Below are 22,346 nucleotides of genomic sequence, written 5' to 3'. Positions count from 1 at the left end.
ACCTTTCGGCGATCGGCTATTCGAAGATTGGGTCTCCCAACCCATCGCTGCTGCGCAGTGCTGCGCGTGCCAGTCTGCCGACGGCGGCCACTGCGGAAGGCGGCGCAATCACGCGCGCCTCGCCTCCCGTTGCCATAATCGCGCGCAGAACGGGTTCGGTGTCCCACACCTCGATTGCCAGGATTCGTCCGCCGTCGTCGGCCGGCTCGCTCGCCGAGGCATAGGCCGAGAGGGACAACGCAGCAGCGGGAGTCGCGTGCACCGTCATCCCCTCGGCAGTCTCCCTGTCGCGATCGTCATGGAAGTCGATGTCGTCGGGGCGCGCCGTCAGTTCGACATCGTCCATGCGATCGATGCGGAACGTTCGCATCGCTTCTCGATCGAGGTCGTATCCAGCCGTCAGCGTGATCTCGTCGTGGATCTCTAACCTGACGGGGATGATCCTGCGCTTCTCGAAATCAGAGTTGGGTTTGCGGTACCTGAACGTGATCGCCGTGCCCTCTTGCACTGCCCTTCGAACTGCTCGAACCGCTGCATCTCCCGTGACCGCTTGGGCAGCGACCGTGAGATGTTTGGCGACCGTTGCGCTGCGTACTCGCTCTGCGAGGCCCGCAATTCGATCGCCTTCGTCATCGGCGATCAGAGCAAGGCGTTCGAGGCCGGTCACGATCGCGGCAGCCTCTCGCGGTGAGAGCTTGACGGTAGCGTCGCCGAGGGCGGGCAAATATCTGATTTCGATGCGCCCTTCATGGTCGAACGCGTCGAAGTCGAAGTCGAACATCGTCGGGTCTCCCCAACTGTTGGGGACACCCGTCAGCGACAGGAGGCGGACAGCACGACGGATCCGCTCAGGGCTCGTGTCGAAGTGCTGTGCCGCTTCATCAACGCTCACGCTTCCTGTCGCCACGAGATAGTGCACAAGCGGTGTGAGCAGCGCAAACGTCTCCTCGGGGGATCGCTGCTCAGCCATGCGTGCCCTCCCCCAGTTCAGGTCGCCCAGCGTGACGGTCGTGGGCGCGCCCAACATCGATCGCAATGGGATGATCGTCGGCGATGCGCTGCAGTCGTTCACGCACGCCGGTCGCGAGGGATGCGGGCTCAAGTACTTCGACGTCCGTCGCGTAGCCGGTGAGTTCGTCCGCCAGCAGAGCCTCGTCAGAAAAATGGATAGTGAGACGCTCACCCCGTGCAGAGGTACCGTTCCGCCGGCGCAGCCGCATGTCGGCATCCGAGCCGGGAACGACGGAGACCGTTGCTCGCTGATGGTTCCAAAGGTCCTCGAGCTCGGCCAGGGCGCGTTGCGCAATGTCTTGCGGGGCCGCTATTCCGCTCTTGGAATCCGACGTCGTGACTTTCGAGACAACCCTCCGGAGCAGGAATGTTCGTGGTTGCTGCAGGTCGAGGTCGAAGCCGTGAAACAGCCAGCGTCCAGCGAAGAAGACCACGGCCCAGGCCTCGACGTGACGAGTTCGGGGCCGAGTTGCGCCGGGGCGATGATAGTCGAACCGTGCAACGAGACCCTCTTCGCACGCCGTTCGCAGGGGCGCGAGTGCGGGATCCATCGCTCGCGTTCCGGCCGCGATCGGATCGGCGAGAGACCCGGTGAACTGGGGATCGGCTCGCAATCGCATTTTGGCCCGGCGGGCGTCATCCCCGAGCGCTGACTCCTCCCACAACTGCAGCGCGAGGGCAAGGAGTACGCGTTCCCCGGAATCGAACGCCATCGCATCGAGGGAGAGGATGGATGTCGGATCGAGTCGATAACGCGTGAACTTGTTATCGTCGAACGCCTCGAGCGTTTCGATTTGGTAACCGGCGGCGCGAAGCTCCTGTTTGTCCCGTTCGAACATCCGCTGGTGCGAAGGGTTCTCCGGGTCGCCGTAGCCAGCGATGCGCGAAAAGATCTGGGTGCGAGTCAGCCCGTCACGGGTCTCCATGAGTGCGAGCAGCAGCGTGAATACGCGCTCCTGCTGTGCGTCGCTCTTGGCCATTTCGGCTCACTTAAAGCGTGCCGAGTATGTCGACGACGAAGACGAGGGTGTCTCCCTCCCCAATGCTCGGAGGGCGAGAGTTCGGGTCGGCGTAGCCTTGCTCTTGGGGAACCGAGATGATCACCTGGCTGCCGACGTTCTGGCCCATGAGGCCGTTGTAGAAGCCGTCGATCAGTGCGCCGGGCGTGAGCTCGAAGACGGCCGGGGTGCTGCCCGTGGCGTCGGGTGCCGAATTGGGGCTCGCAGAGTTCCAGGTCGAATCGAAGACTTCACCCGATTCCCAGACCACGCCCGTGTACTGGAGCACGACATTGTCACCGGGGAGAATCTCTTCTCCGTTGCCCTGGATCGACGTGCTCACAACGAGCGATTCGGGGGCGGCCGCACCGGTGAAGGAAAGACCGGGTTGACCGTCTTCACCCACCGTAACCGCGGGCAGTTCGGGGTTCCCCGGCTGCGGAACACCGGACGCGCGACCGGGCACAACTTCGGTGACGTCGTAGACGAGCACAACCGGGTCGTTGGGTCCGGCTTCGCTGCCGCGCAGCGCCTGTCCCTCGCCGAGGGCGTCCTCGAGCGTCGAAACCGCAAGAATACGGCTGCCTTCCGCCGCGCACTGTACTGCACTCTCCAGCAGGGTTCCTTCGTCGTCCCGAGCGGAAACTCGGAGCGGCTGGCCCGAATCGAACGACGAGAAGATGGGTTCGCCGCTCTGGCCGTCGAAGACGGTGAAGTGGCTGAAGACCAGATCACCGCGAGACGCGCGCTCGCCTTCACCGGACTCCAGGAACTTGATGCCCTGCTCGTCCGTCGCAAGAGGCGCTTGGAAGTCCACGGATGTCGGCGCACCGAAGTCGCCGGTTACCTCGATCTGGTCGGTGCCGGCCGTAGGTAGGTGCGATGGTTCACAGCCGTCCGTGAGCGGGTTCTGCGGTGAGCACGCGGTGAGAGCACCGGCAACGAAGGCGATTGCCGCAGCAGCGGCGATGGGGCGAAGGCGCAACAGTTACTCCTCGATCAGTATTCAGCAGCAGTCTAGTCGTTTCCGATGGCGTCGGCCTGACGCTTGGCGTCGCGCGCGGCGCGGCGGAGCCGCTTCTCGCTCGGATCCCGATCGCCGAGTGCGCCCGGTGTCCAGAGCTCGATATCGGCATCGTCGAATTCCGCTTTATTGGCTCGCCTGCGGAAATCGGGAACTTCAATTCCGTCGGCTACCCTTCGCGCGGTCATCAGGAAGCCGGTGTGGGCCACCATTCGGTGGTCGGGGCGCACCGCGAGCCCGTCGACGTGCCACCCGCGGACGAGCGTTTCGCTCGAGGACGGCTGCGTGAAGGAACCGAACGCACGCAAGGCTTCGACGGTGCGTGAGAGCTGAGTGACGGTCGCAATGTACGCGAGGATGAGCCCGCCCGGCCGCAACGCTTTGGCCGCTGCCGGAATGCACTCCCAGGGGGCAAGCATGTCGAGCAGAACTCTGTCCGCGGTGCCGGGCTCTACGTGATCGCCGAGTTCCGTAGCGAGGTCGCCGAGGATGAGATCCCAGTTGGGCGTTTCACCGTGGAATCCGCGGACATTCGCGGCGGCGATGTCGCGGAACTCCTCTCTTCTTTCGAAAGAGGCGAGTCGACCCGTACCGGCGAGTGAACGCAGTAGGAACAGCGACAGCGCACCAGAGCCTACACCGGCTTCGATGACGGTCAGGCCCGGGTGTATATCGGCGAATCCGATGATTTGAGCGGCATCCTTGGGGTAGATGATTGCTGCACCGCGCGGCATGGACATGACGTAGTCGTGCAGGAGCGGGCGGATGACGAGGTGGTCACGGCCGCCGATGTCGACAAGGCAGCCATCCGGCTTGCCCACGAAACTCGCGTGCGCGATAGCTCCGTGTTGCGTGTGGAAGTGGTGACCTTCCTGCAGGACGATCGTGTACATCCGCTTCTTGGGGCCGGTGATCTGAATCGCATCGCCGTACTGCAGCGTCGATTCGGGGCGAAGATTTGAGGAGGTCACCGTATGCATCCTAGTGGCGCGTAGACTGGCTACGCCCCACCTAAGGAGATAGAAAGGCATCTGCGTGACTGACGGACCCATTCGTGGTCGAATCCTGCTGGTCGCTTTCGAAGGGTGGACCGATGCGGGAGACGCGGCGTCTGAGGCACTGCGTCTTGTGATCCAGGAATCGGAACTCGAGACGATCGATTCCATTTCGACGGAAGAGTTTCTCGACTTCAATTTCACTCGACCGGTCATCAGGCGCCTTCCCGACGGAACGCGAGCGATTTCCTGGCCGGAGACGCTGCTCCTCGCGCCCACGAAACCTTCGAGGGAGGCCGGACTCGCCGATGACGCGGGCTTCGACATGGCTGAGAGCGTTGAGGGAAACCTCTACGCTCTGCTCGGCGTGGAACCGAGCAGGAACTGGCACCTGTTCACGGACACGGTCATGGAGTTAGTTGCCCGCTACGACATCGAAGTCATCGTTTTCCTCGGCTCCTTGTTGGCCGATACTCCGCACACACGAGCGATTCCCGTCACCGTCACCAGCGAAGCGGAGCACGTGCGCGAACGACTGGATATCGGCCGAAGCGAATACGAAGGGCCGACCGGCATCATTTCAATGCTGGAGATCGAAGCGGAGGCGATGGGCATCCCCACGGTCCAGATCTGGGCGAGCGTGCCGCACTACGTGCAGTCAGCTCCCGTTCCCAAAGCCATCGTCGCACTGCTCGACAAACTTGGCGAAGTGATCGACTACGCACCGCCTCTCGGTGACCTACCGGAACAGGTGCGGGAGTGGGAGTCGGGCGTCAGCGAGTTCGCGAGTCAGGACGATGAGATGCGCGCCTACATCGGGATGCTCGAAGAGCGACGCGACACGGTCGACTCCCCCAAGGCCTCGGGCGAAGCCCTGGCGAAAGAATTCGAACGCTTCCTCGAGCAGCGGCGAGACAGTCGCGATGCAAGCCCCGGGGCCGGCTTCGCGAAAGACATCGGAGAGTCGGCTGAAGAAGCTCCCGACGAACGAGACGACGATGGCGAGGACGACGCGCCGCCCCCTGTGTGATCTCCCTGTGTGGAATCCCCCGCATGATCCCGGCGCAAGCGCCCATCCTTCGTGAGCCACGTGTCTCGTCCACTGCGCGCTCGGGTGTGTCGAAGAACTTGCGAAGTGTCGTGTGCACAACGCAAGTTTCTCGCCACTTTCGGGGCTGTCGGCACGAGGAGAACGACGCGAGTTCGCGCACGGGCTACGTCAAGCGGATTCCCAGCAGTGCATCGATCGCGTCGATTGCAAGCGCATCGGGCCTGTGACCTGCGACGGCCTGATCCACTGCCTGCACCGCTGCGGGTGTGTTGAGGTCGTCGGCGAGCGTCAGGCGTAGCCAGTCGAGCAGTGTGTCGCCGTCGGTGTAGGTGTCCTCCGGGTTCACCGTCGACGCCCACTCTCGCCACCTGTCGAGGCGCTGTGTCGCCTCATCAAGTGTGTCGGGCATCCATTCCCAGCTGTCCCGCCAGTGGTGACTGAGCAGCGCGAGGCGAATCGCGAGCGGATCGGCGCCCTGCCGCCGCAGCTCGGACACCTTCACGAGATTGCCGAGCGACTTCGACATCTTCGCACCGTCGTAGGCCACCTCACCAACGCAGAGGCGAGCGTCGCTGAAGTTCTGGCCGAGTGCGTGCGCGTGTTGCGCCTGCATCTCCTGGTGGGGGAACTTCAGATCCACGCCCCCCAGGGTTGCTGTGAACGGGAGACCCAGTGTGTCTCTGGCGATGACCGTGCACTCGATGTGCCAGCCGGGCCGACCCTCGCCGAGCACCGTGTCCCAGCTGGGTTCGCCATCGCGCTTGCCGCGCCACAGGAGCGGGTCGAGCGGGTCCCGTTTGCCTTCACGATCCGGGTCACCACCGCGCTCAGCGCTCTGCTCGAGCATTGCGGCCCGATCCGTCTGGCTTCTTTCACCGAGTCGTTCGGCCGCCCGCACATCGAAATAGACGTCGTCTTCGAGACGGTACGCACTGCCGTTCTCGAGGAGAGATTGCACTGCGGCTGCCGCGGGTTCGATGCGATCGGTCACCGCGACCCATTCATCGGGCGGCAGGATGTTGAGCGCGGACATGTCCTCGCGGAAGAGTTCGTGCTGCGAATCGGCGAGCTCACGCCAGTCGACGCCATCACGTGCGGCCCGCTCGAGTAGCGGATCATCGATGTCGGTCGAGTTCATTGCCGTTGAGACGGCGAGCCCCGCGTCGCGCCAGACACGGGTCAGCGTGTCTCCCGCAAGGTAGGTGAAGGCGTGCCCGATGTGGGTTGCGTCGTACGGTGTTATGCCGCAGCTGTACAGGGCTGCCCGATCGCCGTGCGAGGGAAGCTCGCCGATCGACTGGTTTCCGTCATCGAAGATTCGAGGACGTGAACCGTGGCCCGGGATATCGGGAAGGGGAACTGACGGCCAAGTTTGCACAGTGAGAGTCCTAGTTTCCTGCGAGTGGTTCGACCCAGCCGAAGCTGAGCGCTGCGATGATTACGACGCCTAGCACGATCCGCCAGATGACGAACGGTAGGAAGGAGTGGCGCTTGATCCAAGCCATGAGCTGGCGGATCGTCAGGAGCGCGATGAAGAACGACACCACCGTTGCCACCACGGTCTGCCCCATCGTGAAGACTTCCGCGCCGGGATTCTGGATCGCCTGGGCGAGTTCGTAGAAGCCGGCTCCGAATACTGCTGGAACCGCGATGAGGAACGCGAACTCGCTCGATGCGGTTCGTGTGTAGCCAAGAGATCTCGCCATGGTCGTGGTGGCCCCTGATCTGGATACGCCCGGGATCAGCGCGAGCATCTGCGCGAGACCGATCCAGATGGCGTCGATGGGCCGAAGATTCTCCATGTGCCGCGCTTTCCTGCCGAAGCGATCGGCAAGCCACAGCAGGATGCCGAAGAAGATGAGCGTGAACGCCGTGAACCACAGGCTTCGTAGTGACCCGCGGATCATGTCTTGCAGGAGGTAACCGGCGACCGCGATGGGGATCGTCGCAAGAATGACGAACCAACCCATGCGCACATCCGGATCGCCCTTGGGCACGTTCGGGCCCCACTGCGTGAACCACTTGCGGATGATGCGCACGATCACGGGCCAGAAGTAGATCAGCACGGCGAGCTCGGTGCCGATCTGCGTGATTGCAGTGAAGGTAGCGCCGGGATCCCGGCCGTCCATCAGGACGAGGCCGGTAAGGCGAATGTGTGCGCTCGAGGAAACGGGGAGGAACTCCGTGAGCCCCTGGACGATTCCGAGCAGGATCGCGTGCAGCCAGTCCACTTCGACAGCCCTCAGTACCGCAGCAGCAGGTCGGTCAGAACTGCGGTTCCGAAGTCGATCGCCTCGAGCGATACTCGCTCGTCGACACCGTGGAACATCGCGGCGAAGTCGAGATCGGGAGGGAGCTTGAGGGGTGCGAAACCGTAGCCGCGGATGCCCAGTTCACTCAGGGCCTTGTTGTCCGTGCCGCCCGAGAGCATGTACGGCAGCACGTGGGCACCTGGATCGTGTTTCAGCAACGTGTCGACCATGGTGTTGACGAGTTCACCCTCGAAGGGCTGTTCCATGCCAATGTCGCCGACCATGACTTCCAGCTCGATGTCATCGCCGATGATCTCGCGAATGCGGTCGGTCGCCTCCTGCTCCCGCCCCGGCAGCGGTCGCATGTCGATGCGCGCACTCGCGGAACTCGGAATGACGTTGTGCTTGTAACCAGCGTCGAGCATCGTGGGGTTCGCGGTGGTGCGAAGGCTCGAGAGGAGGAAGCGGGCTGCCCCTCCCGTCGAAGCGGCGAGATCCTCGACGCGCGACTCGTCGAAGTCGATGCCGCGCAGCTTCGCGACCCCCTGGAAGAGGGCGCGGGTTGTGTCGGTGAGATGAATCTCGAAGTCGTTATCGCCGATCGCGGCGACAGCCCTGGCGATCTTGGAGACGGCGTTGTCCCGCATGACCTGCGAACCGTGCGCCGCTGTGCCGGAAGCGCTCAAACGAATCCACTGCATCGCCTTCTCAGCCGTCTGCAGCATGTACGCACGTTGGCCGGCGATCTCGACCGAGTAGCCGCCGACCTCGCTGATCGCTTCCGTCGCGCCTGCGAACACTTCGGGGTGCTGACGGGTCATGAAGTGCGAACCAAATACGCCACCCGCCTCTTCGTCTGCGAAAAACACGAGGATGAGTGTGCGGCGCGGCTGGCGGCCGCTTCGAAGAATGTCGGCGACCGACTGCAGAATCATGGCGTCCATGTTCTTCATGTCGACGGCACCACGCCCCCACAGGAGTCCGTCTCGGACCTCGCCGGCGAAGGGGTCGACGCTCCATTCATCGGCGTCGGCAGGTACGACGTCGAGATGGCCGTGCACAACGAACTTCGGCAGGCTCGTGTCGGATCCTTCGACTTCAGCGACGACTGTCGTTCGCCCGGGAGCCGCCTCATAGGTGCGCGGCGCGAGGCCCAAATCGGTGAGGAAGGCGGAGACGTACTCCGCTGCCACGGACTCCCCTACCGCTTTGCCTTCACCGTAGTTCTGAGTGTCGATGCGAATGAGGTCGCGGGCGAGGTTCACCGTCGGCGACAACTGGAGATCTGACATACCTCCAAGGGTACTCCCGGATGCTGCAGTCGATGCCCACCGGAGCGTGCGCGGCGCTCGCCGATGAGCTGCTTACTTCGAAATACACAGGGGCGTGAGCGAAACAGGAATCCGGTGGTCGGTTGCGTCGATTTTTCGTGTTAGAGTTGGTTCTCGGTTCGCTAAGAATCCACACCTTGCGCGGGTGGCGGAATTGGTAGACGCGCTAGCTTGAGGTGCTAGTGCCCACATATAGGGCGTGGGGGTTCAAGTCCCCCCTCGCGCACGACAAGCCCCGGTCGAGAGACCGGGGCTTTTTCGTGCGCGATGGGAGGGGGACTTGAACCCCCACGTGAGGTCGGCGCTTTAGAGCGAACGCAAAGCGTTCGCGCGCCGACCGGCCCAAAGCGCCGGCAACGGCGCTGCAGGGGCGCGCATCAGCGCGCGTCCGAACTGCGCGTCCTAGCGCGTGAGCACCGTCACAGGCGCACGAAGTGCGCACAGTATCCCCCTGCTAGGTGGCCGATACTTTCATGACGGGCAAGGGCATGTGTCCGGGAGAGACGTTTTCCGCACCTGAATGCGTCAGAGCGCCAACTCAGCCTCGCCTGCGCCGACCGGCCAAGCCGCCCAACGAGGCGGCGCAGGGGCGCGCATCAGCGGGCGGCCGAGTCCTGATGCCCGAGACGGGCATCAGCGCTGGCGTCGCGGCGGCGACCGGAAACGGTCGCCGCTCTAGAGCTCCAGCGCGCCCCGCGTCCTAGCGCCAACTCAACCTTGCCCGCGCCGACCGGCCCAAAGCGCCGGATCACGATCCTGTGGACCGTCATTCGGATGCGGCAACCTGTTAAGGATGGAGCTGTTCTTGGCGAGATTGGTGCCAACTGGGCGCCCATTCATGCTGTCAGCCTTGGACGGGAACGGCTCTTTCCGGGCGAGTGTCTGCGGGAGCCGTCTGATCCACATCCGTCCAGACCTCCGTCATCGTATGGATCAGACCGTCCTGCACCGTGACGAATGTCGCGCATTCGAAGTGGTTGAGCTCCTGTTCGGCGTCGAATCCTGTCACGTGTGCCCGGCAGGCGGCAGAGTCTTCGTTGCCGGTGATCTCCTCCACTCGGAGCCTGTCGAAACCCGGATACTCGGCGTTGAGCCGAACCCATGCCTCTCGATCGAGCACTTCGCCGGTGTGAACGTACGTGCACCGAAAGTCGGGGTGCAGGAAGGGAGCCAATGCATCCCACTTCCGTGCATCGACGTTGTCCATGAGTTCACCGAGCATCTTCGCAGCATTCATACGTGAAGTTTGGCAGACCCTGCCTCATCCTGTGTCAGCAGGGCGCAGGTCCCGACGGCGGTTCCGTATGGTGAGAGGCATGGAGAGGCCGGTCACCGTGCGGGATGCGCTCCCAGAGGATGCTGCCGACATGGCGCGAGTGCACGTCGAGTCTTGGCGGGCGACGTATCGCGGCATCATAAGCGATGAGGTGCTCGATGCCCCTGATTTCGTATCGCGGCGAGCGACGTTCTGGCGCACGGTGCTCGAAGATCCCCGTTTTGCTTCCTACAACGCGGCGGTCGCCGTGGTCGAGGGCAGGATCGTGGGTATAGCGCTCGTCGGGGGTGCCGCAGACGACGAAGCAGAATCTCGGCTGCAGTTGTTCGTCTTGTACGTCGATGTCGACTTCCACGGCACGGGCACTGGGTCCGATCTGCTGGCCGCTGTGCTGCCGGCTGCAGCCACCGCTGTGCTGTGGGTCGCGGATCCCAACCCCCGCGCGCAGGCCTTTTACCGGAAGCAGGGTTTCAGAGCAACCGGCGAAGCGAAAGACGATGATGGCGTCCGCGAGATTCGGATGGTGCGCGAATAGCTATCGTTACGCGTACGACGCGAAAATGCGGCGGTGCAGGCCGTCGATCGTGACCTTGCCGCCGAAGGGCACGATCAGCTGTGGCCTCGTGTGCCCGAAAGGCGGGCCGGCGCACATGACCGCTTCTGAATTGTAGGCGGACAATTCCGAGAAGATCGCCTCGTACTGCTCCGTTCGCAATGCTCGTCGCTCGTCGACAGGTTCGAGTTCTCCACCCATCTCCGTCACCGGGGGCCGGGCTATAACGGCACCGGCAATCACTTCGAGAAGACCGCGCTCCCCCAACGCCCGTACCCAGCGGCGCACCGTTTCGGTTGACGGGAGCTCTTCGCTGGTTTCGAGGAGCAGGATCGCCCCGCGTAGATCTTCGTTGTTCGGGATCCTGTCGGCGAGCCCCAGCCAGTCGATGATCTCAAGGCATCCGCCCCAGGTCGTGCCGGTGACGCTGCGCTGAGGTCCGAACCAACGCCACGGTTCGGTCGGCTCTCGATGCCCGAATTCGGTCAGCGCACGAGAATCCTGCCAGTCGATGCCGTGATCCTCGGACTCGCCGGGGTCGACGAGCTCGAGCTCTCCCCCGTCTCGCAAAGCTGCCATGAGCGTGCGAATGTGCGCATCGTCGGTTCCGGGCCCCGGCCCGAAATGCACCTGAGTCGACCCGCCGTAGAAACCTGCGACGCCATGGGTCCACATCCAGTTCAGGATGTTCGTGTTGTCGGAGTACCCGAGAAACGGTTTCGGATCAGAACGCAGCAATCGGGCATCCAGGTGACGGATCAGCCGGATCTGGTCGTCGCCCCCTAGCGTTGAGACGATAGCGCGAATCGAGCGGTCTGCGAGCGCACGGTTGAAGTCCGCTGCCCGCTCCTCCGGTGTCGCCCCCAGCTGTCTCGTCGTTGGAAACTCGACGGGAACGAGCCCCGTGGTTTCGGCGAACCGTGTCATCGCCTGCTCGTGTATCGCGGGTGCGGCCGCGGGCGCTGCGAAAGACGGCGAGAGTATCGCGACTCGGTCTCCTCCGCGCAGCTTGGCGGGTTGCAACAGTGCATGCATGAATACGAACCTACAGGGGCTCCTCCCTCAGCTGTCGCCGCGTCCGAAGTCCTCACGCTTTTCGTCCATCCGCAGCGTACTTGCCGTGCGGAGCGCATCCTTCCCGAAACGCTCCAGTAGCGCATCGACCGTGCGCTCCGTCGTCGACCAGTCTGCGTCCGAAAAATCAGCATCCTCGAACAGACTCGCCTGATGCCCTGGTTCTTCGAGTGATGAAGCGGTAACGCCCAGCAGCCGGACGGGAGGCTGTGGGCCCATTGCCTCCAGCAGCGCCCACGACGTCTCCGCGATCGTGCGGGTGGTGTCGGTGCCGGTCGGTAGCGTTTTCGACCTGGTGAGGGTCGTGAAGTCGTCGTAGCGCACCTTGATCGTGATCGTCCTGGCCAGCAACTCTGCGCGTCGAACTCGTCTGCCGACTCCTTCGGCCAAGCGCAAGAGCTCACTGCGTAATTGCTCCGGCCCCGTTACGGACTGGAAGAACGTGTGATCGTGTCCTATCGATTTTTCGCGTTCTCGATGCACGACATCGCTCCGGTCGTCTCGCCCCCAGGCCAGCTGATGCAATTTCAGGCCGCTCGCCTGCCCCACCAACTGCTGCAATCGATCGAGTGGCATCTCCGCAATGTCTTGAATCGTGCGTAGTCCGTATCGACTCAGTTTGCGCTCCATGGCCGGGCCCACACCCCACAGAGCGCCGACCGGTTGGGGGTGGAGGAAACTGACGGCTTCATCGTGCGGGATGACGAGCAGCCCGTCAGGCTTCGACCGCATAGACGCGAGCTTCGCGAGAAATCGGTTGGATGCGGCGCCGATGGACGCTACGAGACCTGTCTCTTCACGGACACGCTTTCGGATGCCGACCGCAATGTCGTAGGGACGCCCCAGTAATCGCCTTGCCCCCGCGACGAAGACGAACGCTTCGTCCGTGCCGAGCTGCTCGACGTCGGGGGAAACGTCGCCGAGGATCCCCATGACCTGCTTTGAGAGGCGCTTGTAGAGCGCGAAATCGCCGTCGATGATGATCGCATTCGGGCACAGCTGCTTGGCTCGGGTCATCGGCATCGCTGAATGCACACCGTAACGGCGCGCCTCGTACGTAGCCGCAGTCACGACGGAACGAGAAGAATCGTGACCGATGACGACGGGCTTACCCAGGAGGTCGGGTCGATCGAGCAGTGAGGCGGAGGCGAAGAAGGCGTCGAGGTCGACGTGGAGAACGTTCGCCTGCGAGTCGTCGACGTCTCGTGACGAGACGAGGCGATTCGAACCGTCCTGTTTGCTCACGCTCCCAGTCTCCCAGCAACCGGTGACAGGATAGGAACATGCGGCATCCATGGACCCGGTACGTCTCGATCGGCGACTCATTCGCGGAGGGCGTCGGAGACGACGAACCATCGCTCCCGAACGGTGTTCGAGGATGGTCGGATCGAGTGGCGGAAGAGCTCGCGAGAACCGTCGACGACTTCGCGTACGCGAACCTCGCGATCCGAGGCAAGGTGCTCGAGCAGATACGCGAGGAACAAGCGGAGGCTGCGCTCGCACTGCAACCGGATCTGATCACCGTCTCCGCGGGCGGCAACAACATTCTGCGCCCCAATGCCAGCCCGGATCGTGTCGCGAAGAAGCTCGAGAGTCTCGTGCAGACACTCGGCAGAGACGGCGCGACCGTCGTCTTCTTCAATGGCCCTGACATCGGCATGACCCCCGTGATGCGTCAGATCCGGGGACGGGTCGGCATCTACAACTCCAATCTGCTCGGCGTCGCCAGCCGCAACGAAGCAGTCGTCGTCGATCTCTGGAATGCAAAGCACCTCCAGCTGCCGCAGATGTGGGCGCCGGATCGCCTCCACTTCTCCCCCATCGGACACCACGAGATCGCGCGCCTCGTGCTGGACTCGCTTGGTGTCGAGCACGCGCTCGAGCACATGGACCCCGAGCCGCTGCCGAAGAAGTCATGGCGGAGGGCCCGGACAGAAGACATCATCTGGGCCCGCGAGCACCTGGGTCCCTGGGTCGTCCGTCGAATCACCGGTCGATCATCCGGGGACAATATGCAGCCGAAGCGACCGAACCCTACTCGGATCCGAAGAGATCCAGAACCCAGTTGACCGCAAGCGAAGGTGTTCCGAGTCGCCAGAGTGCGTCGGGCGGTGGAATCAGTCCGTCGATAGCCACATCGACGCTCATCGCAGTGTCGAAACTCACGACCGTCGCGTTGCCGGGCGTGGCGGACAGCGATCCGGCCTGAACGGGGTCCAGCAGCACGGACACCGGAATATCGAGACCGGGCCACGTGATCGCGGTGAGCTCTTCCGTCGTCGACGCGGTGATCGTCCTGTCGGACCAGTCCGGTGCATACTCGCCCACGACCGTCCCGCGTGGCAGCACGACCCGCTCCTCGAAGCGATTGAAACTCTGGTCGAGCCAGGACGTAGTCGCCCTGGGGACGCTGCCCGACTGGGACACCCCGAGGACGACACCGACGACCGCCATCTCCGTGCCGTGCACTTCGCGCTCGGCAACGACCAGCAGATTATGACCAGAAGCGAAGAGCGTTCCCGTCTTTCCGCCGACCACTCCATCGTCGCCGAGCAACGGGTTCGTGTTGCGCATCGTGTCGCCTAAAACGCTCACCGACTCGACGGCCATGAGCTCTCTCATGACGGGGTGTTCGTACGCGAGCCGGCCCATCCGAGCCATGTCGGCCGCAGTCGCTCGTGAATCGGCGCTGAGCCCGGTCGAGTCGGCGATCTCGATCTCGTCCAGGTCGTTCTCCTCGAGCCAACGTTCCGCTGCTGTCACGAATTCCTCTTCACCGCCGAAGGCCCAGCGCACGAGTGAGAGCGTTGCGTTTCCGCTCGATACCGCGATCGAGCGCTCCAACAGCGTTCGTTGTGAGAGTTCCTCTCCTTCGCGGAGATCCGTGACAACGCCCAGAACCGCCGCGACATCCCAGTAGTATTCGAGGTCCTGGGCGGTCATGGTGATGGTTTCACCGTTCTCGCCTTCCTCCAGGGGAAATTCTTCAAGCACCACCAAAGCCGTGATCAGCTTGGTGATGCTCGCCATCGGCAGTAGTTCGTCGTCTCCCGCAGAGTCGACGGCTGCGTCCATGCCGACGACCGCGACGCTCGTTGCTCGTACGCCATCCGGCGTGCGCATCGGGTCGCCTTCATCGCTCACTGCCGTGAGGTCGCTGTGGGGAGCACCTGCGACGGACGGAGCCGGTGCAAGTAGGCTGAGTGCCGCGTAGCAGACCCCGAGAACGAGCACGAAGACGATTAGGCTTGCGACGCCCTTCCCTACACCGCGACGGCGAGGCTGCTCGCTTGGCTGCTCATCGCCGTCTTCGCCCGTTACTTCGGCAACCCAGTCGCCTGTCACGTCGCTCACGGTGAACCTCCTGCCTGGCCTCGCATCGAGTTTCGCACAGACCATGTGGCGACCGCCGATGCCGCGGCGACGTTGAGGGAATCGACGCCGTGCATCATGGGGATAACCACGGCCGCGTCGCACACCCGGAGCGCCGCCCTGCCGAGCCCGTGGCCTTCGCTGCCCAAGACGAGGGCGACGGGCGATGTGGGCCGGTACGCGTCCAGGTCTTGGGCTCCGTCGACAAGCGCGAGGCCCGTGATCTCGAAACCTTCTTCGTGCAGGGTGTCGCGTGCATCCGCCAGTGACGCGATACGCGTCCAGGGAACCTGCAGCACGGTCCCCATACTGACGCGAACGCTGCGTCGATAGAGCGGATCTGCGCTGGCCTCGGTCACGAGCACGGCGTCTGCTCCCAGCCCGGCAACCGATCGGAAGATCGCGCCAACGTTGGTGTGGTCGACAACGCCGTCGATGATGACCACGAGACGATGACCGCGGATCAGCGAGGCGACATCCGGCAGCCGCGGCCGATGCATCGCGGCCAACGCTCCCCTGTGCAAGTGGAAACCCGTGATGCTCTCCAGTAACGACTCGTCGCCGACGTATACGGGAATGTCGTATCCCGCGACGAGCGGTTCAACCTGCGGCAGCCACCGTTCGGAGACCAGTATGCTGCGCGGCTCGATATTCGCCGAGAGCGCGCGCTCGAGTACCGTCTGCGACTCCGCGATGAACATGCCTCGTTCCGGCTCCAGCTTCTTGCGGAGTGCCACGTCGGTCAACCGCGTGTAGTCATCGAACTCTGCGTCGTCGAGCGACGTCACGCGAAGAATCCGACTCATGCCCGCCACTCCCTGCTTGTCTGCTCCAGAAAGCCATGGAGCCTCTTGGCGGAATCGGACCATGAGAACGACCTCGCCCTTGCTCGCCCGGCCCGGGATTTCTCCTCCCATAGCTCGTGCGCTTCGAGTGCTCGGATGCGCGCCGCGAATTCCCCGGGGTCGTCTGGGTTCGCATAGAGACCAGCATCGCCCGCTACCTCATGGAAGATGTCGATGTCGCTGACGACGACCGGTACGCCGAGCGCGAGCGACTCCAGCAGCGGGATGCCGAATCCCTCTTCCCTCGAGGCGGAGACAAGAGCCGTTGAAGAGCGCAGGCAGTCGGCGTACTCTTCGTCGGTAACGCCGTTCAAGAACACGAGCCTGGCATCCGGTGCTATCGCTGCCAAGCGTTTGCGCTCGTGCTCACTCACGCGCGCGAGCACGACCAGTTCGTAGTCCGGCAGCAATGCGACGGTTCGCACGAGCGTATCCACGTTCTTGTAGGGCATGAACGAACCCATGTAGACGATCCGTTTACGCTCCGGCCGTGAATCGGAAACCGGCTCACCCAGTGGGTCGGCAGCGTTGTGGACAACGCCAACGGGTCGTACGTCCAAGCGATTCGTCCGCATGACCGACGCTGTCGCCTCCGACACGGTGACGATGCCGTCGGAACCTCGCAGCAGCATTCGCTGGGGCCAGAATGCTCGGTGGTAGAGCCGCCAGAGGCCCCTGACGAACGCCGGCAGATCGCGCGGAGGCGTTGGATGCCGATAGTAGATGAGGTCATGAATCGTAACGACGACGGGCCAGCGCCTGCCTCTCGTGCCGATCGTCTGCATAGGAGAGAATAGAACGTCGGCTTCGAAACGGCGGAGTCGCCAGCTCGTGAACGGCTCGAGCACGCCGACCTGACTGGGGCCCACGATGTGCGGCAGGTCCGGTAACTGCTGCAACTGATCTGTGCTGCTGATAAGAAGCGTCACGTCTGCAAGCTCTGCCAGATGACGAGCGAGCTCTATCGTGAAGCGCGAGATGCCGTCCCGCGCGCCATCCTTGACGTAGCGGCAATCAAAGAGCACGTGCACGGATCCACCTCCTGATAGCGCTGGCGGCCTCCGCCGGTCGTTCGTAGTGCACGAGATGCCCGACGTCGTGCAGTACCGTCAACTGCGCGTCGGGAAACACCGTACGTAGTCGGTGCTGTTTGGCAATGGGGGTGATGTCGTCACGATCGGCGGCGATCAGTAAGACTGGCTGCTCGATGTCAGGTGCGAATTGGGACACGTCGAATCCGATGGAAACGCCGAAGGTATCGAGCAGGCTGGCACGATCGGCGAACTCGGAAAAATAGCGATCGTGCTGATCGTGGATCCAGCGCCGCGCTTCGCGACTTCTCGTTTTGGCCATCGCGATGCTCATCGTGCGCACGATGGGAGGCGCGCTCAGCAACGACTCGCCCGCGGCTTCCGGCAGCGCTGCGGCGATTCGGTAGTAGGCAAGAGCGGCAAGGGACATGACCTTCTTCGGGCCCTGCAGCGCGGGAGCCCCTATCGGGTTCACGAGGATGATGCCCGGCGTCTGCAGTCCGCTGCGCGCTGCCGCCGCGACGACGATCGACCCGAACGAATGCCCCAGCACGGGAGCATCCGGCGCGTGTTCCGCAACGAAGCTGCGCAACCAGTGTGCGAATCCCCCGATGTCCGACCCATCGGCCAGAGGTGCGGATGCGCCGAAACCCGGTAGGTCCGGTATCAGGATGCGGTATCCGGGAAGATGAGCGGCGATGGTCTCGAGACCATGGTGGTCACCACGGAAGCCATGCACGAACACGAGCGGTCGTCCTGATTCCTGACCGTACTCGAACCACACGGTCGCGACGTCGGCAACGCTGTCGGATCTACGGCGAACCGGGGTGCTGTCGAGCAGCTGCTGAAATGGAGAAGTGACGGCCACGCAGACAAGCCTATGCGCGCGGCGGAGGTTGGAGCGTTACGTTGGTACCTATGAACGAATCAGAGGTATCGGCGCCCGAGGCGCCTTGGGCTGCGCGACTCGCCGTGTTCGATCTTGAGACAACGGGTGTCCGGCCCGATAGCGACCGTATCGTCACGGCGTTCGTCGGTGAAATCGATCTTTCGGGCGACCTCGTGCAGGGGCGCCACTGGTTGGTGAACCCCGGTGTGCCGATACCTGAAGCCGCGAGCAAAGTCCACGGCGTTACCGACGACGTGGCGCAGGCAGAAGGCGTAGATGCCGCAACCGGCGTTGCGGAGATCGCAGGATTGATCGGCAGGCTCTTCGAAGGAGGCGTACCTGTCGCGGCGTTCAATGCGGCGTACGACTTCACGCTGCTGGATAGGGAATGCCGAAGATACGGAGTCCCGGCCCCGACGCCGACACTCGTCATCGATCCCCTCATTCTCGACAAGCACGTCGATCGGTATCGACGAGGGCGCAGAACTCTGGAAGCGACGAGTTCACAGTACGGTGTGGCGCTGGACGGTTGGCATGAGGCGGCAGCGGATGCCGCGACGGCCGGCCGACTGGCACAAGCGATCGGGCGCGCATACGAAGAAGTGCGCATTCCCGCACATGACCTCCACGCGAAGCAGGAGGAGTGGGCAAGGCAACAGGCCGAGAGCTTTGCCGAGTACATGCGGAAGTCGAAGAACCCTGATTTCGTCGCAGAAAGCGGCTGGCCCGTCCGCGAGTAAGAGGTTAAGCCAATAGGGCGATGAAGCGAGGATGCGCGGTGCGGTTTTCGGGCAAGGTGCCGGAGGAAGGGCGCAGTGGAGCTGCGTTCGACGAAGGCAACGCCGCAGGAGAGCCGCAGCGCACACCGCAGCCACCGTCCCTATTGGCGCGACCTCTGAGCGAACGGGCCAGCGTAAGGGTTGAGGCGATTAGCCGCCGAAGCCCTTGTAACGGTTCTTGAACTTCTCGACGCGACCGGCAGAGTCGAGGATGCGCTGCTTACCGGTGTAGAACGGGTGCGAAGCCGACGAGATTTCAACGTCGATGACCGGGTAGGTCGTGCCGTCGAGGTCGATCGTCTTGTCGCTGCCGGCGGTCGAACGGGTCAGGAACGTCTCGCCACTTGCAAGGTCGCGGAACACGATCTCGCGGTACTCGGGGTGGATGTCAGTCTTCATTGGTCCTCGCGTGCGGGTCTGTATGGTGAAAATGAAAGTCTCGGGTGTCAACGCACCAACGCTCCACTCTAGCAGGTGACAGCGGATCTCGCGCTACCTGCGTCCCGGAGTCGCTACGGCTTTGCGCGAGCCGTGAAACGCTCGCCGGTCTTCGCGATCTGCAGTGGGCGTCCGAACGTCTTGGTGAGTTGCTCGTCGGTCAAGATCTCATCGAGCGGGCCGGCTGCGACCCCCCTGCCCTCTGCGAGCAGTAGCGCGTGCGTGAAGCCGGGCGGAATCTCTTCGACGTGATGCGTGACCATGACGATGGCCGGTGCCAACTGGCTCTGCGCGTACTCGGTGAGCGAGACCACCAGATCTTCGCGGGCACCCAGGTCGAGGCTGCCGGCCGGTTCATCGAGCAGCATCAGTTCGGGGTCGGTCATGACGGCTCTGGCGACTTGCACCCGCTTACGTTCACCATCCGAGAGCGTTCCGAACGTGCGCTTCGCGAGCGGGCCGAGGTCCCAGGCATCCATGACTTCGGCGGCGCGTTCGATGTCGACCGACTCGTATTCTTCTCGCCATCGACCCGTCACCGCGTACGCTGCCGTGACGATTGCATCCCCGACGGTTTCGTAGGGTGGGATGCGCCGCGCAAGTGAGGTTGCCGCAAGACCGATTCGAGTCCTGAGCTCGAATACGTTCACGCGGCCGAGCCGTTCGCCGAGCACGTCGATCGTGCCGGTCGTCGGGTGCATGCCTGCGGCAGCCAATTGCAACAGTGTCGATTTGCCTGCCCCGTTCGGTCCGAGGATCACCCAGCGTTCGGTTTCCTCGACGCTCCACGTCAACTGATCGAGAATCGCCCGGCCGTTGCGCACGACGGAGACGTTATGAAATTCGAGAACCTTCGGCATGAATCCCAGACTATCCGTGTGTTTCGTCGATCACGCTCTGATAGACCGCGCGTGTCTGGACTGCGATGCGCTCCCATGTGAAGGCTTGCTCCGCTCTGACGCGGCCGGCAGCTCCCATTCGGTGTGCGCGATCCGGGTCTCCCGTCAACTCGGCGAGAGCGTCAGCGAGATCGGTTATGAAACGAGCTGGGTCGGTAGGGGTCCCCGTGCCGTCGTCCAACTGCTCGATGGGCACGATGAGGCCGGTCTCTCCGTGCGCGACCACTTCGGGAATCCCCCCGGTACCCGAGCCCACGACTGCGGCGCCGCACGCCATCGCCTCGAGATTGACGATGCCGAGCGGTTCGTAGACGCTGGGGCAGACGAATACGGTCGCGTGGCTCAGCAGCGTGCAGAGGTCACGGCGCGGCAACATGTCCTCGATCCAGACAACGCCGTCGCGCCTGGCGCGCAGGGCATCGACCAGATCGCGCACCTCCTGCATGATCTCGTCGGTGTCCGGTGCACCGGCGCACAGAATCAGTTGCACGTTCTGAGGGAGTTCCGCGGCTGCTTTGAGGAGGTACGGCAGCCCCTTCTGCCGCGTGATGCGGCCGACGAAGATCACGGAGGGATGATCGGGGTTCAGCCCGAGCGCCCGTGCCCTGTCCGGGTCGTCGACTCTCGCCCAGTCGCTCAGGTCGATGCCGTTGTGGATCGTGACTACCCGTGCCGGATCGAGATCCGGGTAGACCCTGAGAATGTCTCTGCGCATCCCTTCGGATACCGCGATCACCCGGTCGGCCTGTTCGTATGCGAGCCGCTCGATATCGCTGGAGACTCGGTAGCCTCCTCCCAGCTGTTCGGCTTTCCATGGGCGAAGGGGTTCGAGCGAGTGCGCGGTGATGACGTGCCCTATGCCGTGCAGCTGGGATGCGCGCCTGCCTGCTTCGTTCGCATACCAGGTGTGCGAGTGCACGAGGTCGGCGCCCGAGACGGACTCCGCGATAAGAAGGTCGACGGCAAGCGTCTGCAGTGCGGGATTCGCCGCCGAGTATTCCGGCGGTACGGGATACGACAGGACATCCCGCTCATCACGAGGTTCGCCGAAGGCGTGTACGCGCACGTTGATGAAGTCGCGGAGCGCGCGGACGAGTTCGGTGACATGGACACCGGCGCCGCCGTAGATGGCAGGCGGATACTCCTTGGTGACGATGTCGACCTTCATGCTTTCGAGCCTATCCACTTCAGTAGCGCTGAGACCATCTTCACTTCTAGGGTGGGTACATGGACAAGAAAGTCTTCGGTATCGTTCTCGCCGGTGGCGAAGGAAAGCGCCTCATGCCGTTGACGGCGGACCGAGCGAAACCCGCAGTCCCTTTCGGTGGTTCATATCGATTGATCGATTTCGCGTTGTCCAACCTGATCAATTCCTCGCTGCGGCAGATCGTCGTGCTCACGCAGTATAAATCGCATTCGCTCGACCGCCACGTTTCGCAGGTGTGGCGGATGTCGAACATGCTGGGCTCATACGTGGCCTCCGTTCCGGCACAGCAGCGACGTGGCAAGCACTGGTTTCAAGGATCCGCCGACGCGATCTTCCAGAGCCTGAACTTGATAACCGACGAAAAGCCCGACATCGTCGTCGTTGTCGGTGCCGACCACGTGTACCGTATGGATTTCCAGGCCATGATCGACGCGCACATCGCTTCCGGTGCGCGAGCGACCGTTGCGGGCATCCGCCAGCCCATCGAACTCGCCGACCAGTTCGGCATCATCGAAGCGGACACGGAAGAGACGAGCCGCATCAGAGCCTTCCACGAGAAACCGAAGGATCCGACTCCCCTGCCGGGCGCGCCCGACGAGGTGCTCGCATCAATGGGCAACTACGTGTTCGACGCCGATGCACTCGTGGAAGCGGTCTCGACCGACAGCGAGATCGAAGAGTCGAAGCACGACATGGGCGGGGACATCATTCCGTGGTTCGTTGAGCGAGGCGAGGCGCATTTCTACGATCTGAACGACAACGACGTGCCCGGCGCCACTGATCGGGACCGCTTCTACTGGCGGGATGTCGGGACACTCGATTCGTACTTCGAAGCGAACATGGATCTCATCTCGCCGCTGCCGATCTTCAATCTCTACAACCGCGACTGGCCGATCTTCCAACAGCAGGTGAACATGCCTCCAGCGAAGTTCACGCGTGACGTGAACGGGCGTCAGTCGAGCGTTATCGACTCGATCGTCGATGCCGGTGCCGTCATCGCAGGCGCCTCCATCGTGCACTCCGTGATCAGCGGATGGGTTCGCGTTGAGTCCGGTGCGAGTGTGCAGGATTCCATCCTGTTCGACCACGTACGGGTCGAAGAGGGCGCCGTGATTCGCCGGGCCATCGTCGACAAGGATGTGCGCATCGGCCGCGACGTACGCATCGGCGTGAACCCCGACGAGGATCGAGAGCGCGGGCTTTACGTTTCCGCATCCGGCATCGTGGTCGTACCGAAAGGTCGAGAGCTCGACGCGTAGCGCGTCGCCCAAGGGGGCAGTGCGTACGTGGCGTACGCTTTGGACTGCCCACGACGCGATGA

General features: G+C 63.3%; 22 protein-coding genes and 1 tRNA gene. 6 read left to right on the top strand and 17 right to left on the bottom strand.

Translation table 11 applies throughout. From position 1 onward, the window contains the following. Window positions 1–16: 16 nt before the first annotated feature. From Q0O95_RS00395 to Q0O95_RS00380, 4 genes are read right to left on the bottom strand one after another with little or no spacing between them, the layout of a single operon-like run. Window positions 17–970 carry a WYL domain-containing protein gene (locus tag Q0O95_RS00395; protein WP_293694239.1) on the bottom strand — a complete coding sequence of 318 codons (954 nt, stop codon included), beginning with the start codon at window positions 968–970 and terminating at the stop codon, window positions 17–19. Then, window positions 963–1,991 (bottom strand): WYL domain-containing protein, encoded by a 1,029-nt coding sequence (locus tag Q0O95_RS00390; protein ID WP_293694238.1) that lies wholly within the window; start codon window positions 1,989–1,991, stop codon window positions 963–965. The genes Q0O95_RS00395 and Q0O95_RS00390 overlap by 8 nt, the downstream gene beginning before the upstream one ends. Before the next feature lie 10 nt (window positions 1,992–2,001). Then, the gene (locus tag Q0O95_RS00385; protein WP_293694236.1) at window positions 2,002–2,994 is read right to left on the bottom strand and encodes an FKBP-type peptidyl-prolyl cis-trans isomerase; all 993 of its coding nucleotides are present in this window, start codon (window positions 2,992–2,994) and stop codon (window positions 2,002–2,004) included. A 32-nt stretch (window positions 2,995–3,026) separates the two neighbouring features. Then, the gene (locus Q0O95_RS00380; RefSeq protein WP_293694235.1) at window positions 3,027–4,013 is read right to left on the bottom strand and encodes a tRNA (adenine-N1)-methyltransferase; all 987 of its coding nucleotides are present in this window, start codon (window positions 4,011–4,013) and stop codon (window positions 3,027–3,029) included. Window positions 4,014–4,068: 55 nt separating this feature from the next. Between Q0O95_RS00380 and Q0O95_RS00375 the strand changes: the two genes are divergently transcribed. Further along, window positions 4,069–5,058: a proteasome assembly chaperone family protein gene (locus tag Q0O95_RS00375; RefSeq protein ID WP_293694233.1), complete on the top strand. Its 990-nt coding sequence runs from the start codon at window positions 4,069–4,071 to the stop codon at window positions 5,056–5,058. Between the two features lie 184 nt (window positions 5,059–5,242). Here Q0O95_RS00375 and mshC read toward each other — a convergent pair whose 3' ends face one another. The 3 genes from mshC to Q0O95_RS00360 are packed head-to-tail and all read right to left on the bottom strand — an operon-like array spanning window position 5,243 to window position 8,623. Continuing rightward, window positions 5,243–6,457: a cysteine--1-D-myo-inosityl 2-amino-2-deoxy-alpha-D-glucopyranoside ligase gene (gene mshC, locus Q0O95_RS00370; RefSeq protein WP_293694231.1), complete on the bottom strand. Its 1,215-nt coding sequence runs from the start codon at window positions 6,455–6,457 to the stop codon at window positions 5,243–5,245. A 10-nt stretch (window positions 6,458–6,467) separates the two neighbouring features. Beyond that, the gene (uppP, locus tag Q0O95_RS00365) at window positions 6,468–7,310 is read right to left on the bottom strand and encodes an undecaprenyl-diphosphatase UppP (protein WP_293694230.1); all 843 of its coding nucleotides are present in this window, start codon (window positions 7,308–7,310) and stop codon (window positions 6,468–6,470) included. Between the two features lie 11 nt (window positions 7,311–7,321). Further along, window positions 7,322–8,623: a M20/M25/M40 family metallo-hydrolase gene (locus tag Q0O95_RS00360; protein ID WP_293694228.1), complete on the bottom strand. Its 1,302-nt coding sequence runs from the start codon at window positions 8,621–8,623 to the stop codon at window positions 7,322–7,324. Window positions 8,624–8,801: 178 nt separating this feature from the next. Here Q0O95_RS00360 and Q0O95_RS00355 point away from each other — a divergent pair. Continuing rightward, window positions 8,802–8,888, top strand: a tRNA-Leu gene (locus Q0O95_RS00355). A 618-nt stretch (window positions 8,889–9,506) separates the two neighbouring features. Here Q0O95_RS00355 and Q0O95_RS00350 read toward each other — a convergent pair. Further along, window positions 9,507–9,899 carry a nuclear transport factor 2 family protein gene (locus tag Q0O95_RS00350; protein ID WP_293694226.1) on the bottom strand — a complete coding sequence of 131 codons (393 nt, stop codon included), beginning with the start codon at window positions 9,897–9,899 and terminating at the stop codon, window positions 9,507–9,509. Window positions 9,900–9,978: 79 nt separating this feature from the next. Between Q0O95_RS00350 and Q0O95_RS00345 the strand changes: the two genes are divergently transcribed. Beyond that, window positions 9,979–10,473: a GNAT family N-acetyltransferase gene (locus Q0O95_RS00345; RefSeq protein ID WP_293694225.1), complete on the top strand. Its 495-nt coding sequence runs from the start codon at window positions 9,979–9,981 to the stop codon at window positions 10,471–10,473. A 6-nt stretch (window positions 10,474–10,479) separates the two neighbouring features. Here Q0O95_RS00345 and Q0O95_RS00340 read toward each other — a convergent pair whose 3' ends face one another. After that, window positions 10,480–11,526 carry a S66 peptidase family protein gene (locus Q0O95_RS00340; protein ID WP_293694223.1) on the bottom strand — a complete coding sequence of 349 codons (1,047 nt, stop codon included), beginning with the start codon at window positions 11,524–11,526 and terminating at the stop codon, window positions 10,480–10,482. 27 nt (window positions 11,527–11,553) lie between these two features. After that, window positions 11,554–12,810: a DNA polymerase IV gene (dinB, locus tag Q0O95_RS00335; RefSeq protein WP_293694221.1), complete on the bottom strand. Its 1,257-nt coding sequence runs from the start codon at window positions 12,808–12,810 to the stop codon at window positions 11,554–11,556. A gap of 38 nt (window positions 12,811–12,848) precedes the next feature. On the opposite strand from dinB, the gene Q0O95_RS00330 reads away from it, so the two are divergent. Then, window positions 12,849–13,634: an SGNH/GDSL hydrolase family protein gene (locus Q0O95_RS00330; RefSeq protein WP_293694219.1), complete on the top strand. Its 786-nt coding sequence runs from the start codon at window positions 12,849–12,851 to the stop codon at window positions 13,632–13,634. On the opposite strand, the gene Q0O95_RS00325 is transcribed toward Q0O95_RS00330, so the two are convergent. The 4 genes from Q0O95_RS00325 to Q0O95_RS00310 are packed head-to-tail and all read right to left on the bottom strand — an operon-like array spanning window position 13,600 to window position 17,681. Beyond that, window positions 13,600–14,919, bottom strand: coding sequence for a D-alanyl-D-alanine carboxypeptidase family protein (locus Q0O95_RS00325; protein WP_293694217.1), 1,320 nt, complete (start codon window positions 14,917–14,919; stop codon window positions 13,600–13,602). The two genes, Q0O95_RS00330 and Q0O95_RS00325, sit on opposite strands and share 35 nt — an antisense overlap. Further along, window positions 14,916–15,743, bottom strand: coding sequence for an RNA methyltransferase (locus Q0O95_RS00320; RefSeq protein ID WP_293694216.1), 828 nt, complete (start codon window positions 15,741–15,743; stop codon window positions 14,916–14,918). The genes Q0O95_RS00325 and Q0O95_RS00320 overlap by 4 nt, the downstream gene beginning before the upstream one ends. Further along, the gene (locus Q0O95_RS00315) at window positions 15,740–16,813 is read right to left on the bottom strand and encodes a glycosyltransferase family 1 protein (protein ID WP_293694214.1); all 1,074 of its coding nucleotides are present in this window, start codon (window positions 16,811–16,813) and stop codon (window positions 15,740–15,742) included. The genes Q0O95_RS00320 and Q0O95_RS00315 overlap by 4 nt, the downstream gene beginning before the upstream one ends. Then, window positions 16,797–17,681, bottom strand: coding sequence for an alpha/beta hydrolase (locus Q0O95_RS00310; protein WP_293694212.1), 885 nt, complete (start codon window positions 17,679–17,681; stop codon window positions 16,797–16,799). The genes Q0O95_RS00315 and Q0O95_RS00310 overlap by 17 nt, the downstream gene beginning before the upstream one ends. Window positions 17,682–17,731: 50 nt before the next feature. Here Q0O95_RS00310 and Q0O95_RS00305 point away from each other — a divergent pair, with 50 nt between their 5' ends. Further along, complete coding sequence (locus Q0O95_RS00305; RefSeq protein WP_293694211.1) at window positions 17,732–18,442, top strand: exonuclease domain-containing protein; 711 nt, start codon at window positions 17,732–17,734, stop codon at window positions 18,440–18,442. A 189-nt stretch (window positions 18,443–18,631) separates the two neighbouring features. Here Q0O95_RS00305 and Q0O95_RS00300 read toward each other — a convergent pair whose 3' ends face one another. From Q0O95_RS00300 to glgA, 3 genes are all read right to left on the bottom strand, one after another. Next, on the bottom strand, window positions 18,632–18,880 hold the full coding sequence (locus Q0O95_RS00300) for a type B 50S ribosomal protein L31 (RefSeq protein WP_293694209.1): 249 nt from the start codon (window positions 18,878–18,880) through the stop codon (window positions 18,632–18,634). Window positions 18,881–18,993: 113 nt separating this feature from the next. Continuing rightward, the gene (locus Q0O95_RS00295; protein WP_293694208.1) at window positions 18,994–19,779 is read right to left on the bottom strand and encodes an ABC transporter ATP-binding protein; all 786 of its coding nucleotides are present in this window, start codon (window positions 19,777–19,779) and stop codon (window positions 18,994–18,996) included. Window positions 19,780–19,789: 10 nt separating this feature from the next. Continuing rightward, a complete protein-coding gene (glgA, locus tag Q0O95_RS00290; RefSeq protein WP_293694207.1) occupies window positions 19,790–20,986 on the bottom strand; it encodes a glycogen synthase in 1,197 nt (398 codons plus the stop codon). A 59-nt stretch (window positions 20,987–21,045) separates the two neighbouring features. Between glgA and glgC the strand changes: the two genes are divergently transcribed. Then, on the top strand, window positions 21,046–22,284 hold the full coding sequence (gene glgC, locus Q0O95_RS00285; RefSeq protein WP_293694205.1) for a glucose-1-phosphate adenylyltransferase: 1,239 nt from the start codon (window positions 21,046–21,048) through the stop codon (window positions 22,282–22,284). Window positions 22,285–22,346 lie beyond the last annotated feature (62 nt).

This window comes from uncultured Agrococcus sp. (genome assembly GCF_945915485.1).
Lineage (GTDB): Bacteria > Actinomycetota > Actinomycetes > Actinomycetales > Microbacteriaceae > Agrococcus.
The sequence above is the reverse complement of the archived record's forward strand: the minus strand, read 5'-3'. Positions and strand labels throughout refer to the sequence as shown.